This window comes from Psychrobacter glacincola, assembly GCF_904846075.1.
In the GTDB taxonomy this organism is placed as follows: Bacteria; Pseudomonadota; Gammaproteobacteria; order Pseudomonadales; family Moraxellaceae; genus Psychrobacter; species Psychrobacter glacincola_C.
In genome coordinates this window covers 1202266-1219697 of record NZ_CAJGZH010000001.1, presented here as the reverse complement: position 1 = coordinate 1219697, position 17432 = coordinate 1202266, and the positions used below count along the sequence as shown (strand labels likewise).

Here is a 17432-nt window from a genome sequence, read left to right as displayed (position 1 = left end):
TTGGTATAAAATAAGCAGTAACGGTACCCTTCTTATGCCTTCTAAGACCAATCGTCTACATAATATTACCGTTCATACTGATAATTCAACGATAAACACCTTTTACCCTGTTGCGTTTTGCGGTGCAAGCGGCATTAATCAATCTGATAATATTGACATACTAGTGTTTAGTTATAATTTTATCGAATCGAACGCTTGTTTATCATTAATCAATACTCCGATATGCTTAACCACGTTTTCCGCTGATCGTACCGCTAGCTGTCGTACTGGGCTGATACGAAGCATCCGTTATCAGCAATCTGATGGCGCGATGCACTTTTATACTTTAGAAGTTGTTAGCCCCGATTGGCAGTTGGCACAGTCGATACATACCCGCAGTTTTATCAATCAATCGACGCTCGATATTATTACCCTCATCCTTAGTGATTACGATTTAAATTGGCAAATATCTGAGTCTCTTTTGTCATCAGATGATGAATCATCCGCACGTTTATCGGCACCTTTATCCATGCGTATACAGTCGGATGTCAGCGACTATGAATTTGTTACTGGACTGCTTGCTGATATTGGTATATCGACTTTATGGGTGTCAGGGAATTGCGTCGATGAGCTTGGCACGTGGTGGTTGGTTGATGGTTTAGACACAGGCGAGCGATTACCACTTCACTACAGCTATGCCCAGTCATCCGTACAGTCAGGTCAGGATAGTGTCCATACGCTACAAATGAGGTCGCAGCAACTTGGCAGTGATAGGGTAATAGTACGAGCAGATGGCTTAGCGGCTGATACCATTTATGAAGGTCAAGCGGTAGATGAGTCGCCGCTTGCGATAGATGACACGACGGTATTAATTGGTGCGCCTTCTCGCGTGCACAGCAATGATGCCGCCGCTCATCTTGCACAGCAATGGATATCTGCCAATCACTGTCAGCGCGAAACTTATCAAGCGACTGGTGCCCTGCGTGGTCTAAGTGTCGGTAGCCCAGTGAGTATTAACAACCTACCCTCTATTGGAAGCTTATCGACGCATTGTATCGCGGTTACCTTAATCGGTATTGAGCCTGACAACGATAGCGTTTCATACCATCATCAAATATTTATCAAACAGTGGTTACAGCGCACTGCTCAGCATATGCACTGTCATGCAATGAATCACAGTCACTTTTCAATACCCGATCATGGCTTTGACACCGCCCGCGATACTGGGGTTTGGGTATCAGCGACGTTACTTGACGCAGCTATTCCTTATTGCCCTTATCCCAGTTCTTTGTCCTTTGCCAGTAGCACTTACACGGGTCTCACCCAAGCACGTACTGGTGACACAGGTTTATCAGCCTCCCCCAGCTATGACTCAAGTGTCAGCACTGACAATCTACAACAAACCATCACCACGCCTGTTTGGTCAGGTATCAGCCCTCACGATGACGGCACTACCCCGCCACTGCGCTCATTGCAGCTGTCATCGGGTAGCACTCATGGTTGGCAGTTTGCGCCAAGGCTTGGGCAGTCGGTACTGCTTAACCATTGGTATGGTGATATAGACAGTCCTGTGATTAGCAGATCGCTTTATGACGGTATCGGTATGGGCGATGTCGATAACAAAGACATCACCACTCGTGATGCAGGCTTATCTAATCGACATAACTTACAAGGCGGATCTTCTCCTCGTTGGCATGGTGGTGGTTTAGGTCATTCGCAAATTAGTGAAGATGATACTCACAGTGGTTGGATCTCTGGTATTGCTCAATATGGGCTGACGTCTGATTCTGAAGTGACCCTAAGCTTTGATGATACGCCCAACCAGATAGGAATGCAGTGGTCGGTGAATACAGGATCACGTGCCAATGCTGAAATACCAACCATCACTCCTAGCACCACCTTTGCCCCTGATGAGCATATCGTTGCATTGGGTACACTACGCCATCGCTTTAGTAATCATCAATCAAATGACAGTGGTCAAGGCATCAATGTTGCCACCGATCATGGGCTACAAATCACTGGTGATACGGGTGTGCTACTCTCTACCTTTGATATCAGACACAGCCAGTCAGAACATGAGTCTGCGTGGGTCAATGATGCAGGACAGCAACAGCTTAAGCTAGGCGCTGAGCTGAGTGAGACGTTAGCGGAGGCTAAGCAGGCGCATCTACAATCGACCGAAGCGCTCAGTAATGCCCGAGCGTCGATAGAAGGGTTTAAAAGTACGGCGCAAATCATTGATGAGACGCTAGATACCGAAGTACTTGGCGCAGCGGATGTACTGCTAGTAATCAAAGATAGTATCTTAGCGTCAGCAAATAATACCCTATGGACGGCTAAGACTATCGTTAGGCAATCAGGCAGTACCCAGTCGGATGTGGTAGCAGGCAATTATACGCTGACGGCCAATACGATTGATTCGCTCTCAGGGGTTGGCGGTCAAGTCGATCTATCAGGCTTACATATCAGCGCCAATAGAGAGCCAATTGGTATTCAGGCACAGGGCGGTGAGTTGCAATTGCACAGCCAGCGAGGTATGACGATTGGTAGTGAGTCGGGACAGGTGAATGTGTCGAGTCCGAAGCGGATTAAGCTGCAAACGTCAGCTGGGGCTTCTATTACCATCGATGACAGTGGTATTAAGCTGGTCTGCCCGGGCACGGTTAAGATTAAAGCGGTGAAGAAAGAGATGGTTGCGGGGGCAAAAGCAAAACACGGCATACTTGATTATCAAGACCCTCATGATGAGATGTTTGTCATTCGTGATCAAAATGGCGATCCTGTTCAAGGCTTCCGATATAAGATCGTTGATGATCTTGGTAAGATATTCTATGGTCGCACAGACGAAAAAGGTCAGACGGATCGTATCTTTAGCGGCGCTAGCAAAGTCAAGCTAAAGGTATATCCAGATAGGCGTGGTAGTAGTTATGAGGATGATAAATAATGAGGGGCTATAGTACTCAAAAAGACGAACCAATAAACGGCGAAGACGATCTAACCAATCCAGAAGAGAACTCATCTGTAGATCTTACCATCGCTAACCTGACATTTAATATTTTCTTTGATGGTACATGGAATAGTAAAGAAAACTCAGACCTATATAACGAAATTGCGCCAAAGCAGGTAAAAAAGCTAAAAGATAGAATGGATGAAAGGTATAACCCAGAGCCTATGGTTGGCTCATCGCTCAGCTTTGCCCGAGCGCCAAGCGTAGTAGATCAGTTACATAGAGCGGCCGATAGCGATAGACCACACGTTATCAACCTATATACCGACGGCTCAGGTATCGAAACCAGAACAGAATCAGACGATGCATCGGCACCCATACCAGGATGGGAATATCATGCTGATAACGGCATAGGTTCAGGGTTAGGAATGGGAAGTACTGGTGCTAAGGCGAAGCTTGAGCGTATGTTAGAACATGTACAGACGGCTTTAGCGTCTTATGTTGGTCAAGGCTATAATCCCCAACAGCTGGTATTCAATGTCTATGGCTTTAGCCGAGGGGCAGCAACCGCTCGCATGTTTTGCAAGCGTATCTTTACAGATAGAGGCACTCCAGAAGTTAAAAAGTTCGTTGAACTGACAAAATATGATGTAGTCTTTGACTTTGTGGGTTTATTTGATACGGTGTCTTCTATCGGCACCAACCATGATGACGATGTAGAAGAGGAAGGCCAAGAGCTAAATTTTAAAGAAATAGATGGAACTAAAGTCGTGCATATCGTCGCTGGTGACGAGTACCGTCAGAAATTCAATCTGACCAGTATCGGACAGTCCGTACGAGCTGGCGTCGGACTAGAGTTCGCTATTCCTGGCTGTCATACTGACATCGGCGATGGCCTTAGCACTTTAGGTGAAGTTAAAAAGAATGTTGAAGAGTGGTATGTGAGTGGTCGTAATGATGACGAACAAGTTGTCCTCAGCAAAGACCGTCATGAAATTCCCAAATTTGGCTCTTTTAGAGAAACAAGAAAAGAACCTACTCGTTATAGAGACATTGAGCCTGACCCTAACAGAGACACCGAGATGAGTAGCTTTTGGAAAATCTTTACTCCAAAAGTTCTTGAATATCAAAGTCAGTCCTTTAGCGCACAACAATACGCGGACTTCGATATTATATTACAAGCGTTAAAAGCAGAGGGCTGGGCGGACAACACAGGCAAAGCAGAATATCAATGTATTGGGCCAACGTGTGAGGTTGATACCTGTAAAGTCAAAAGAAAACAAGCAGAGCATGAAGCTGTTGGACTAAAACCAGTAGCAGACGCTAAGACAGAGCTTTTTATCCGCTGTACAGGTGATAAGAATCAACTCATTGTCGATAGAAAACAAGTCTCCCCAGACTATCCAAAAGTACCTACTCATCTAATGCTAACCTTTATCAAAAAATACTCTGCCGACTTTTATCTCTCTAATAAGCTAAAGATGTATACTGTGCCAGCAGAGCTATCCTCTACCTTTAAAGAGTTAAAAACGCAAGCGCTAGCATTAAACGGTAAAAAAGACTATATGGATAAAAACATGCACAAAGCCGATGGCAACCCCCATCAGTTGCACGTTACCAACTTGACCATCAAAAACCGCTATCTACATGTTAGTAGTAATAACAGTGGCTTTCCACATGTGAGTGTCCCTAATATAGACAATAGGGAAAATGTTTTTCCGCTATGTCATTCAAGGTTAACCAACAGGAGCAACATTATGAAAATCATTAGTACTATCCTAGCAAGTATCTGCCTTCTCTCTCTCACCGCCTGCGATACTCTTCAAAACTGGAATAGTAGCTATCTATCAGGGAGTACCGGATACCTGTCAGATGCCCAAGGAATAGTAGCCGATTGTAACGGCTATTTCTTGAATATTAGTAGTAAACCATCGGGAGCCGAGAGATTTTGGCAAGCTAATAATTTACCAAAAGGGACTACTGATTTTGTCTGTAAAGATGGCAAGGCTTATGAAGCCAGTAAAGTCACTGACTGTCAAGGCAACCTTATTGCCAAGCAATCTGGTGGTGTTGAAGGATTTAGATCAAAGTTCAATTTGAATAATGGAAATATAAGGTTTACTTGCAATAATGGCAAGGTTACTTCTGTTCCTTTAAGCGGCGATTTGCTGTCATAGGATAATAAGGCTATTTTCTAATTCAACGCCTGTTGTTATCTTTACGGACAATACGAAAAAAATTCCGCTACGTCATTCAAGGTTAACCAACAGGAATAACATTATGAAAATCGTCAGCACTATCATAGTCGGCATATTTACCAACCAACACTTTAAAGGATAGCCCTGTGTTTGACAACGAAATCCCTGTTAAATGGTCTACCCATATCTTCGCGCCTCGTCACTTCGGTGTGTGGCTTATTTCGGGGGAGTGTTTTTGGTATTACACCGAAGAAGCCGGACAAGGTCTAGGCTTTTCGGCAGATACTGGTGGTGGTTGGCGTAGTACAGGCGTATTGGCATCAGGCGGTTCACCACCTGCTCTAGTGAAGCTTCCCTTAGGTGTACAGCTCACTTGGCTCTCCACCACTGAAAAAAAGTACTATCAAGCCAGAATCACGCTACCTAGAGATCTAATGCTTGCTGAGTTTGCAAAGCGCTTTGAGGTTGAGCTTTATGATCGATCAAAAACAGCTCAATATACGACGATTGATTTCGCACTAGCTCCTGGTGGCTATATTAGCCTGCGTCTAGGAGGTATAAGTGTGACTGAAATCGCTAATTTTCAAGCTCGAGAAATACAAATGTCATGGGATTTCTTCGCGCTTACCCATCACTTTGCACCAGAGACGTATCCTGAGGCTGAGTTTATGGATGACCATTATAAAAAGCTACCTGACAATATCAAAGCCATGGTCAAAGAGGACACATTTCCGCTGACACGCTGGAAGAATTATTCAGACAAATTTAATTGGTATCTAACGACTCAGATAGAGATGGAAGCTTGCAAAATATGGTCGATAAACGGTAATTCGCAATTCTACACTAAAGAAGAGATACAAAAAAATGGGGGTATCCCGCAAGAGTATGTACCGGCATGGCTGCGTTTAGAGTATAAGAAATCAGGCATATTTTATAGCCTCACTATCAAATTCACCGAGCAAAAACAAGGCAAAGCAGAACAGCCAGATGATGATCTTGTCATATATCAAGAGTTTGAAGATTTCTTTAGCTCAAATCAGTTATCAACAGCAATAACACTGGTCATTGAAGACGAAGCCAATAAAATCCGCGCTTATCTAACTGACGGCTACATAAAACAATACCTCACTATTACTCAAGTTTTCACTAAAGAAACTAATGTCGGAATATTGAAGTGGTTTGATTCTGATAAATAATATTTTACTACTTAATGATGCTATTGAATGATTGTTGAATGCAAAAAAGCACTTCTTGCTATTGAGAAGTGCTTTTTTAGTAGCGGCTTTGTCTAAAAGACAATATCATCAGTTAAATATAAAACAAAATATATTTTTGATAGGATTATCAATAATAGCCCATAAGTATTAATTTATTTTACTGTAAGGGATTATAGTTTGAAAAATACAATGCTCAATAGATACTTGCAATGGTCAAGTAAAGTCACACAAAGCGTTAGTGAGCAAGTCGTTTCAGTCAGCCTACCTAGGATCAATCCAGCAACCAATCAGTTTTATCGTACCGTCATTTCTGGTTAGATAAGCACAAAGGATACGCTCATGAAATCACTCTATCTATCATTACTTTTAGTCAGCATGTTAGGCCTCACTTCCTGTATCGATTTAGCTGGGCAGTTTATGTATAAGCAAGAGTATTTAGAAGATGACTCTGGCAATGCAGTAGGAAGATGCACCACACAGATCAATTCAGCAACAGACAAGCTTCTTTTCTCGCCCCTACCCGAAAGATCAGCAGAAGAATACTGGGAAGATAATAACTTGCCTGAAGGCACATTGTATTTTACCTGTGATGGAGATACGCCCCTACTACCTAAAGACTGTCAAGGAAACGAGCTGACCACGCCGCAGCTGCGTCGCTATTGGAAAAAATATAACTTGCCTATAAGTACTTATAAATTTGATTGCAAAAATGGTGTACCTAGTGTACCAGCGGATAGATAGTTGTTAAGACAATGAGACCGTCTGTCTTACTTATCATCAAATCATGGCGATATCACAAAGATATAGTGTACCACTTGAATACGTAATGACAGCGTCATGCTATAGCACTTATAAAGGCACAGTTATGAAAAGTACCAAGCTCGCCATATTATCACTGCTCGTTGTATCGCTCACGGCCTGCATTGTTTCTGGCAAAGATGTGGCTCAGGAATTAAAGGGAGTATTTATGCAAGAGAATAAAATGGGGTTTTCTACAGCAATTTTTGCGCCCCGCTACTACCCTATTGAGCTAGTAGCAGGTGAATCATTTTGGATGTATGACGATGGTTCAAGACGCGGTTTTTATGCGCACGCAGGCGGCGGCTGGAGGACAGCAGGTGCGGATGCGTCGGGTGGCTCTCGCATTCCTGATGGTATCAATCTCACGTGGCTGGCGCCCATAGAAGGCAAATACTATCATGTCAGAGCCAGACTGCCCAAAGCAGAGATAGAAAGACAGTTTCAGCGCAAGCTCACTATGGATTTCGAAGACACGCCAAATACTGAACGGTTTAAGCAGATTCAGTTGGCGCTTGCCCCTGGTGGTTTTGTCTCCGTACGTCTTGGTTGGGCAGAAGTTGTAGAGGTAGCACAGTTTCAAGCAGAAGAGGTGGATATTCCGTGGGAGTATTTTGCACAGGCCAATCATTTTAACCCTGAAGGCTTGAGTGAAGAAGAATATCTTGCAGGGTTTGTTGAGGATCAGCCAGAAGAGATCCAAGCACAAAAAGCCAATGATATGTTTCCTATTGGCAGATGGAAAACCTTTAATACCCAAAAATTCCCTTGGTATCTCTCCACACCGCTTGATGTATATGGTTATACAGAATTCTTAATCAACGGTGAAGACAGCTTTGTTAAAAGATCTGAAGTAGACTTAACCACATACAAGAGTGAAAAAGCAGTGCCTGCTTGGTATCGGCTATACTTTAAACATGAGGGCAAACGGTATCAAGCCATTATTCGCCTTAGCCAAAGTTCCCCAAGTGGAAAAGAAATGCCCGATGGCGATATCGAGCAGTTTGAGATTTTTAAAACTTTTTTTGCGGAAAACAAAGAGCCTGCAGCAATAATGGTCAACATTGTTGATGGTAAGCTGGTTGCTTACCTAACCGTTGATGGTGTCACCAAGCAAAATGTACCCTTACATGGTAGTTTTTATCGTCTACTAAAAGAGGATGAATATAAATGGTTCAAATAAATTTGATCTAAAGATAAAAGCACTTCTTATTTTTAGAGGTGCTTTTTTATTTCTGTTATTCATATGACGCTAAGATCAAGCTGGGGCGTATCGTATATTTCTGAAAAGGAAGGGGTGGAGAATTTAGCTTTAGAGCAGACTGGCGAACTAGACTTAAACAAAGTCTTTGAAGCAATTATAAAAGAGGAAGGCTTCTACAATCACATGTATCTTGATAGTGCTGAACCTAAGAGCCTTGTAACCGTAGGCTATGGCAAAATGCTATCGTCTGCGGATGAAGCGACAAAATATTCTTTTTATTTCGGGAATTTATCAGCAACCGATGCTCAAATAAAACAAGCGTGGCGTACAGTTTACAATTTGGTTCAGGGTAGAAACAATAATCGAGCATCTTATTTTGAATCTTTGACAACAATTCGTATGACAGAAGAAGATGCAAAAGCAATAACACTCGCTCATATTCAGGGTAATCTCGATTCTGCTCGAGAAGCATTTTCAGAGTTTGATAATTATCCAGTCCCAGCTCAAGAAGCTATTTTAGATATGGCTTATAACTTAGGGATATCTAGCACAGGTATTTCGAAATTTCCTAGTTTTAATAGACATCTTAAGAATAAAGATTTCGCATCTGCTGCTACTGAATCAAATAGACCACAACTTCGTAATTCTAGAAATGTGCACGTAAGAGAGCTTTTATTGCTAGCCGATCAACAACAGAAATTGAGACAGTAAATGAAACCTTTTTTAATTTTGGTTGCCTCATCGTTTGTACTAGCTTTTGGATCAGGATGTATGAAAATACAACCTGATAGTATTGAGCCTATTCCTAATACTTTTACAAGCATAGAAGATTCTTTGTCTTCAAATTTAGATAGTGGCAATTCAATCGAAAACACTCCTATTTATAATATTAATGAACTTACTGCAGGATTCATAAAACCAATAAAAAAAGATAATAAATTAACTTTTATTGACAAGTTCATTGATGGCAAATTCAAAGATATTGATTATTTAGACCGAAAGATTGAAATCAGCAATTGTAACGATCTAATAACCTATGATCTAAGAGAGACATCAAACATTGCAAATAGTGATCGAAATATATTATTAACAAGAAAAAGAGCTTGTATTCTAATCAAAGATATCACTAATGACTCAAATATTATTGCATTGAATGACAAATATAAAAATAGCAAATTTATACCTATAAACAGATAAGCATTTAAAAAAAATAGTAGATAGTATTCCTTCTAGAATTTCTGAAAATCGAAACGTCGACTGTTCTATTGATCAGTACGACAATGTTGCTTGTGTGGACGAATACGAGCCTAAAGAGTATTCCATGTATATTAATCAAGTAGCTATTCATAATAATAAAAACTACTACTTCATCACGGTCAATACCTCAGTACCAACTTACTATTACTTGACAACCATTGACGGTGATAAAGTAGATAGTCAGTGGATTTACTATTAATAATCTGATAGTAGTGCTACTGATTTAAAAAATTTATCCACTATAGATTTACTAATTAATTTTCTATAAAGAACTCGCAGGAGTCTAATGCGTGAGTAATACTAAAATTATAAAATTCAGAATAAAGTTTGTAGATTTGTATAAAGTGCCACTGGAAGACTTGTACCATATAGTAACGATAAATGGACGAACCGCTTGTTCAGGAACGTCTATAGCTGGAGGATATACGGTATGGATAACCAGACCAGCAGGTACACTCGTTAATGTATCTATAAAAGATCCTCGTAATGGTTCAATGGTAAGTATCATAAAAGACCTTATCGTACCTATTAGGAAATGACATTCGAAGCGCAAGCTCCTTTTGCAAAGCACAAATTTAAACTTAAAATGTTCGAAGGGTCTGCAGGAGACTATTTTGAAAAACTCACGAAGTTGAAGCTGAAGAAACTTTATCCTCTATTGCCAAAATATATGGAGTAAAGTGGCAGCAAATAGCCCAACTTAATAATTTAAAAGAGCCTTACAACATACGACCAAAGGACTTTTTAAAATTACCACCCACAAAAGCAAGGCAAAAAACCTCCACAGATTCAAGTCCCCAAAATAGTTCTAAAGATGGTGACTTATCACTAAAAAATGAACATACCGTAGGAAAAAATGAAACCCTTTCAGGTATATCAGCAAGAAGTGGGGTATCGGTTGCAGATTTAAAACGACTCAATGGCATAACAGACCCTAAGAAACTAAAATCTGGGCAGACGATTAAGCTGCGTGATATTAGTTCAGCCCGCCCTTCTACTGCTGAACCGACAGCGAAGCCCTCGACTCCTCCAAATTCATCTAGTAACTCTAATTCTAATAGCCCTAATAATGAAGAAAAAGGACTGATCGATAGAGCGCAAGAAGCCCTTAAAGAAGCAGCTGACAGTCTTAAAGAAGGGTTTGAAGATTTCAATGATGCCGTTAGTGGTACTAAAGAGGGAGAATCAGCAGATAGTCCTCGTTCTTTTCCAAGTAAGCCCACCCAAAGAAAGAACAATGAAGAATCAGATAACTCTGACTCTGCTAATTCATCACAATCTAAGCAACCATCAAATCCTATTAAAACACAAGCAAGTGAAGATAGAGGTCAGACTGGAACGCCGAAGGTTGATGTGACCACGGATGGTTGCCCAAGATGTCAAACACTGACTCTTGATGAGCTGCATTTTATATTTTCACAGGACCCTGATACAGCGAAAAAATTAAAGATATGTATTGATGCCTTTAATAGTGTAAATTCAAATTTTCTGATGGATAACTGTTTAAATAAAGCTTTTTCTTTGCTCACATAATGGAAGAAGTCGGAAATAAATTTAATATAAAAAATGGAGAAAGTTTAAATTATAGTTGGGAAAATCTGTATAGAACTGCAACTATTACGAGTAATGGCAAAAAACTTTTGAAAAGCCCATTTAAAGCTTTTAGGGGTAATGAATCTTTATCTAAAATTTATGGAAGATATAATGGAAAACCTGCAAACCAAGAGATGATAGCAAATATCGCGTATGCAAACCGCTTAGGTAATGGGAACGTAGAGTCTGGTGATGGATGGAAGTATAGAGGTAGAGGAATTATACAGATTACTGGAAGAGACAAATATGATCCAATAAATGTAGCTATTAGAGAAAGAGTTCCAGACTTTAATAGAGAAATTACTGCTATCAATATAAATGATATTGAAGAGGGAACAGTGGCTTCTATGGCTTACTGGTATAACAATAAAATTTATAAGATTGCTAATAAAGGCCCGACAGTATCAAATTTTGAAGAGACGGTTGATATTGTTAATGAAAATACTCCATCTCGAAAAGATAGAATAGATCACTTTAAAAAATGCTTAAAGGTGTTCCGAGTTAATGAATGTCAAAAAATACAACCTTCTACTTCATCATTAGAGGGCTCTACGGTTGAGATAATTATTAATAGAACTAGTCAAAACTCCCAATCAACAGTAGGCACCCTTTCCATTCCAAATTATAACTTCGACGGCTTTGTACTAGAAAGACCAGGTCCTGATACTACTACTAGGAATATGCGCAAAAGAGTTCCTACAGGAGTTTATAAAGTGAAATGGCATGAAACAAAGCTAAATCGTTCTTTGGGGAAAGCTTTTGTTCTTTTCAATGATGATGTTCCTGCTGACAGGTATATATTAATACATATTGGAAATTACCCAAAGGATACCGACGGCTGTATTTTACTAGGAAGCTCAAAGGGTAAAGACTTTGTGGGTAATAGCACCAATACTGTATTTGCTTTTTATAAACTATTCGAGAATTCTAACCTTACTAAAATTCGAGTTAAAATAACTGAGAGCTATTAAATGAAAGCATTTACATCTGTATTATTAGTAACTACCCTCGCCTTAGTATCCTGTGACAGTACGGGTAATACAAATAAACCTGAGACTAAGGATGCAGACGGTAGCATTACTACACCAAAACAATCAGTATCTGATATCCCATTACATTTTAAAGACGCTCATGAATTTAGGCTATTTCTTGATACCAATCAGTATGGTGATGAAGAAAAAATAGACATGATTAATAATTTTTTCGATAGTATTTCTGATTACTCTACTAGTGAGTTAACTCACTCGTTTGCAAGCATAGGCGCTAATATTGAATGGGACGTTGATTTAATTTCTCAGTTCAAACACAACATGCAAAAAACAATCATTAATAATCCTAACTTATTGATAATTATTAGTGACAATCTGAATAATGATGAACTTAAACGCTTTGCAAAATTTTACTTTGGTAACGTTATTTGGAACGATGAATTTCCCAGCGAGCTATATTACCTCAAGACAAATAACTCACAGTCTTTTGAAGTATTTATTGAAAATTTTTATGGGCTCTATCAAGCAATGTCGCCTCGCATACTTAATACAAGCTATATCGTAGCAGATAAAGATGGCAATACTAATATTAGAGAATTACCTAGCTCTAATTCTAAACGTGTAGGTAAGTTTAATAATGGTAGTAAAGCTACTGCTTTATGGATAGAAGGCGATTGGCTTTTTGTTCATAACAAGTCCAATGTTGGTTACGTTCATGTAAGTAATTTAAATGCAGTTGATTCAGCCATAGACAAGTTACAATCTAGTGATAACCCTACTAATGTCATTTTAGAAAAAGAAGCTGACTTAGATATGGACGGTGATAGCGATGTCATAAGCGTTGCAAAGCCTAAAGAACAAGACGATAGAAACTTTGATCTTGAAATTTCCGTATATCGAACGGTCAACGGGAAAAGTCATTTGTGGCAACAAAACACGTTAATGTTTAAGGATCCAATCAATGGCTGCATGATGGACGGTTTGGAAGATATCAGTACAAGCTCAGGTAAGTTTACTATTGAATATATGTCTTGCTACGATAACAAGTATGGTAAAAGGTTTGTGAGCTTTTCCTATGACATTCAGTCAGATGATTTTAAGGTGATTAAAAATATAATAAGCTTTTTTAACTCTGAATCGAATGAGATGAACCAAACGTTTAATTGCAAAGATAATGGATATTTGTTTTCATCTTACAATGATGATTGTGAGTGGTTGTAGCAATTTTTTTGAATTTCTAGTAAGAGCAAATTAAATGAAAAATACGCTGAAAACACTCCTTTTACTAATAACCCCAATCTCTATCGTTGCTTGTAATGCACAATCAACTTCTTCAGAACATCAACCAAGCAATGAAGGAACGATAACCACGGCTAAAGTGGATAACGTTAACAGCGACATTAACGCTAAGAGAAATATCGTTCTGTATATGGAAGTGAGCTATGCTGAAGAAACCGTAGAGATAAACTTGGTAAACTAAGCGTATTAATCGGAGTTTACCATGACCAAGAAAATAAGAACCTACAGTAACGAATTTAAAGCCGAAGCTGTTAAAAAGATCACAGACAACAACGGCAATATTTCAGCAACTGCAAAGCAGCTTGGCATCGCCATGCAAACCTTATCGAATTGGAACAACAAAGCTAATCAAGGCAAGCTTGTAGGCACTGAGCAGTATGATCCACAGCTTATAGCTGTTCTAGAAGATAACAAGCGCCTCAAACGACAGCTTAAAGTTGCCGAAGAGGAGCGAGAGATATTAAAAAGGCGACGGCGTACTTCGCCAAGCACAGCTAGTCAGGTACGCCTTTATTAAAGACAATCAGCAGATATTTAGCATCACCACTATGTGCTATGTGTTAAGCGTCAAACCATCAAGTTATTACGACTGGAGTAGTCGCGATATCAGCGAGCAGCAGATACACCGCAACCATTGTGAGCTACTAGTTAAAGCCGCTCACAGTGAAAGTAAAGAACGTTATGGTTATGAGCGTTTGCATGCAACGCTCACCGAGCAAGGCCATGACATTAGCCTATACATGGTTAGAAGCATTAAAGAGGAACATGGCATCAAATGCCGTCGCCACAAGCGCTTTAAAATTACGACAGACTCTAATCACAATAAGCTGGTCTATCCAAACGTACTGGATCAGAAGTTTCATGCCAGTCGCCCTAACCAAGCGTGGGTCAGTGACATCACCTATATCTGGACAAATGAGGGCTGGCTGTACTTGGCAGGCGTTAAAGACTTATACACCAAAGAGCTGGTCGGCTATGCCATTAACAAACGTATGACCGCTGATCTAGTATGCCGTGCACTCAATATGGCAATCAAAAATAAACGTCCAAGCCAAGGATTGATTGTGCACTCTGACAGAGGCAGCCAGTATTGCAGTCATGCCTATCACAAAATCATCAATCAGCATCATTTTAAAGGCTCAATGAGTGGTAAAGGTAATTGCTTTGACAACGCTCCGATAGAAAGCTTCTGGGGCACATTAAAGAATGAGCTGGTGTATCACCAAGACTATAAAACAAGGTTTGTAGCGATCAGCGATATCATTGGCTATATTGAGTTGTATTATAATCAGACTAGGATTCAAAAGGGCTTGGGCTATAAACGCCAAGACAGGTGTGGTTTGACTTTTATTGTCAGGCTGCGTAATTAAAATCTCCCAAGTTTAACTGTACGGATTTGACGGCAGGGGTCAACCCAAATATAGATGACTATGTCTATGTTATTCGACATGTAGATAAAGATTCACCACTAAAGAACACTATTCAAGAATACTTGAACGGTTTAACACCAGAAGAGAAAAAACTAGGGTTTGAGTCTAGTAATTTCGGCAATGAAAATTTTACAGTGAAAATTGAGAACCACATCGCTAAGATTCATTTTACTTCTAATGACTTAACTAAAGATTTGAGATCGCCACAGCAAGTGATCGATTTTACAATGGCTATCATTGTAACAGCCGAGCAATTTGATACTGTTAATGATGCACAGATTTGCGTCAATAATACTTATAATTACGAAATAACTTTTTTTGCTAATGAAGAATCAGTTGATTGTCCCTTTTAACTTTTATTTCAACTATCTACATTTAAAATTAAACCAAAAAAAAATCCGACCACATTAAGTGATCGGATTTTTAATATTTGGTGGAGATGGCGGAAACTAAACTATAACCGTAAAGCATTGATTTATATAAATATATATAATTTTAAATAAGACGATACCAACCATAATACCAACAATCGTTTTCAGTATTTAAATTTATTATCTTGATAATTACTGTCATTGTAGTCTAAAATTACAATTTATACGTAAATCTTAACTATAGATAGATTTTAGCAATAATTTTATTTGTTAGTAAATTTATTTCTAGCTCATAGTTCAGAATTGGTTACATCGTTCATATAATCGCTTTAATTTTGAAAAAATAATGATATCAAGTGACTAGCACTCTTTCTTCTAATGCACTTTGTACTTCGAAGCCTTCAAAAAACTCATTCCGGTAGTAGATTATCTTTCAAAATATACTTACTGCACGAAAAAATATAAAGGATTAAATTTGAAAAAGCCTATTTTTACTAATTGTAAGTTTGCTAAAACTGCCAGATTACATACTGAGGGGCACGTCAGTGTAGGAAATACAGAGTTTTATAATAGTATTTTCATTGGTTTTTCCACTTATATGGGTTCTGGAATTATTCGTGGGAACATATTAATAGGAAGATACTGTAGTATTGGTAAAGATGTAAAGTTAGGTTTATCAGAACATAGGCTAGATAATTTTACTACACATCCTTTATTTCAAGACAAGACCCTATCTAAAGTAGATATTATCTCAAATAAAACTTTGGAATGTACAATCCCCAATTACCCTAATGCTCAAATACATCTTATTATAGGTGATGATGTATGGATTGGAGATAACGTATTAGTAAAAAAAGGAGTTAAAATAGGCCAAGGAGCTGTTATAGGTGCTAACTCTCTAGTGACTAAAGATATACCTCCTTATGCAATAGTCGTAGGTAGTCCAGCTAAAATATTAAGATACAGGTTTTCTGAAGAGATTATTGATAAACTTTTGGTTAGTGAATGGTGGGATATTGAACCTTCTCAAATTAGAGATTTGAGTCCCTCTGATAGTCTGGAAGAATTTATCGAAAAAGCTGCTGCCCTACCTCGAAATTTTGAAAAAAATTACATAAGATATATTCATACCCTATAAATTTTTATTTAACGAGAAATCTATTAATTGAAATTACTTTACTTATTTCAAAATAATGTAACTTTAGATAATTACTTTTATAGCCGTTCATTTGTTAATTGCTGAATTCCTTTGGGTTTAAGTTGATACGTGCCATTCTGCCAACTTAAACGCTTTCTTATTGCTTTCATACGTGCATCAGGTCGCTGTCACGGCTGTATGTGATAGTGCGCTCCCATGTATGTAATGCCTACAAACGTAAACCCCTGCACAGTAGCGCATACCTACACACTTGATACGCGATGGGCACGCCTACCAGTACCGATAACCGCCATAATTGCATTGAGTCCTTGATAGCTCGATGTTATATCTGTATGCCTTGCCCTTATATTGATAGCTCATTGCTACGCTGTGGGCTTCTTTACTGTGTAGCCGTTACGGTAGGCTTTAATGCTTAAATATGGGTAGTGACTCAATGTCTGCTTGGTGGCTGGTGGCTGGTGGCTGGTGGCTGGTGGCTGGTGGCTGGTGGCTGGTGGCTGGTGGGGGCATGATGGTTATCTAAATCATTAGGCAAGTTTGTTTTGTTCTATCTTAGCTTACTTATTTCATTCTCTTTTTATGGACTCGCAAAACTACCCCTTTTTATGGACTCAAAAAAGTCGCTCTTTTTATGGAGTCCAAAAACCCCTGTAATTGGTGCTTGCTTCGCGCGTGTGCGTACTGTTCCATAAAGTCCTCCTAACGTGTCCAACAACTCATTTTTAACCCTGCTTATGATGTCCGTAAATTGCTCCTTTTATGGACTCCGAAAACTAGGCAACGGCAAGAATTAAGCCAGCATTGCGCTGTGTGTGATTTGGTTTTCAATGTAAGGTTCTATAAGGTTCTACTATGAGGGTTTAGGTTCTCAATAACAGGTTTTGACAGGTTCTAGCCTTGTGGTGATCTTGGGGTAGTACGCGCATTAAATGTTAACTTTTAACAACATGCAAGGCAGTGCAAATTGATTTTGAATGTACGGTTTTGACAG

The 17432-nt window shown here is 39.3% G+C and carries 13 protein-coding genes and 2 pseudogenes; 14 read left to right on the top strand and 1 reads right to left on the bottom strand.

Going from position 1 to position 17432, the window contains the following annotated elements; translation table 11 throughout:
- The first annotated feature begins 34 nt into the window (after positions 1-34).
- From JMW85_RS05205 to JMW85_RS05170, 8 genes are all read left to right on the top strand, one after another.
- Positions 35-2923, top strand: a complete 2889-nt coding sequence (locus JMW85_RS05205; protein ID WP_201581126.1) for a contractile injection system protein, VgrG/Pvc8 family — start codon at positions 35-37, stop codon at positions 2921-2923.
- On the top strand, positions 2923-5103 hold the full coding sequence (locus JMW85_RS05200; RefSeq protein ID WP_201581125.1) for a T6SS phospholipase effector Tle1-like catalytic domain-containing protein: 2181 nt from the start codon (positions 2923-2925) through the stop codon (positions 5101-5103). The genes JMW85_RS05205 and JMW85_RS05200 overlap by 1 nt, the downstream gene beginning before the upstream one ends.
- Before the next feature lie 167 nt (positions 5104-5270).
- Positions 5271-6320, top strand: a complete 1050-nt coding sequence (locus tag JMW85_RS05195) for a DUF2931 family protein (RefSeq protein ID WP_192529627.1) — start codon at positions 5271-5273, stop codon at positions 6318-6320.
- Positions 6321-6518: 198 nt separating this feature from the next.
- Positions 6519-6659 carry a hypothetical protein gene (locus tag JMW85_RS05190; RefSeq protein WP_192529626.1) on the top strand — a complete coding sequence of 47 codons (141 nt, stop codon included), beginning with the start codon at positions 6519-6521 and terminating at the stop codon, positions 6657-6659.
- A 21-nt stretch (positions 6660-6680) separates the two neighbouring features.
- A complete protein-coding gene (locus tag JMW85_RS05185; protein ID WP_201581124.1) occupies positions 6681-7082 on the top strand; it encodes a hypothetical protein in 402 nt (133 codons plus the stop codon).
- 124 nt (positions 7083-7206) lie between these two features.
- Positions 7207-8322, top strand: a complete 1116-nt coding sequence (locus JMW85_RS05180) for a DUF2931 family protein (RefSeq protein ID WP_192529624.1) — start codon at positions 7207-7209, stop codon at positions 8320-8322.
- Between the two features lie 63 nt (positions 8323-8385).
- The gene (locus JMW85_RS05175) at positions 8386-9054 is read left to right on the top strand and encodes a hypothetical protein (RefSeq protein WP_201581123.1); all 669 of its coding nucleotides are present in this window, start codon (positions 8386-8388) and stop codon (positions 9052-9054) included.
- On the top strand, positions 9055-9540 hold the full coding sequence (locus JMW85_RS05170) for a hypothetical protein (RefSeq protein WP_201581122.1): 486 nt from the start codon (positions 9055-9057) through the stop codon (positions 9538-9540). It begins immediately after the preceding gene.
- Positions 9541-10319: 779 nt separating this feature from the next.
- Here JMW85_RS05170 and JMW85_RS14605 read toward each other — a convergent pair.
- Complete coding sequence (locus JMW85_RS14605; RefSeq protein ID WP_201581121.1) at positions 10320-10754, bottom strand: hypothetical protein; 435 nt, start codon at positions 10752-10754, stop codon at positions 10320-10322.
- 378 nt (positions 10755-11132) lie between these two features.
- Here JMW85_RS14605 and JMW85_RS05155 point away from each other — a divergent pair, with 378 nt between their 5' ends.
- The 6 genes and pseudogenes from JMW85_RS05155 to JMW85_RS14520 form a co-directional block, all read left to right on the top strand.
- A complete protein-coding gene (locus tag JMW85_RS05155) occupies positions 11133-12164 on the top strand; it encodes a DUF5675 family protein (RefSeq protein WP_201581120.1) in 1032 nt (343 codons plus the stop codon).
- Positions 12165-13403: an SH3 domain-containing protein gene (locus JMW85_RS05150; protein WP_201581119.1), complete on the top strand. Its 1239-nt coding sequence runs from the start codon at positions 12165-12167 to the stop codon at positions 13401-13403.
- A 34-nt stretch (positions 13404-13437) separates the two neighbouring features.
- Entirely contained in the window at positions 13438-13662 is a 225-nt protein-coding gene (locus JMW85_RS05145) for a hypothetical protein (RefSeq protein WP_201581118.1), read from the top strand.
- 21 nt (positions 13663-13683) lie between these two features.
- A pseudogene (locus tag JMW85_RS05140) lies at positions 13684-14847 on the top strand (IS3 family transposase).
- A 30-nt stretch (positions 14848-14877) separates the two neighbouring features.
- A complete protein-coding gene (locus tag JMW85_RS05135) occupies positions 14878-15264 on the top strand; it encodes a hypothetical protein (RefSeq protein ID WP_201581117.1) in 387 nt (128 codons plus the stop codon).
- A gap of 832 nt (positions 15265-16096) precedes the next feature.
- Positions 16097-16229, top strand: a pseudogene (locus JMW85_RS14520) (DapH/DapD/GlmU-related protein); the annotation flags it as partial.
- Positions 16230-17432 lie beyond the last annotated feature (1203 nt).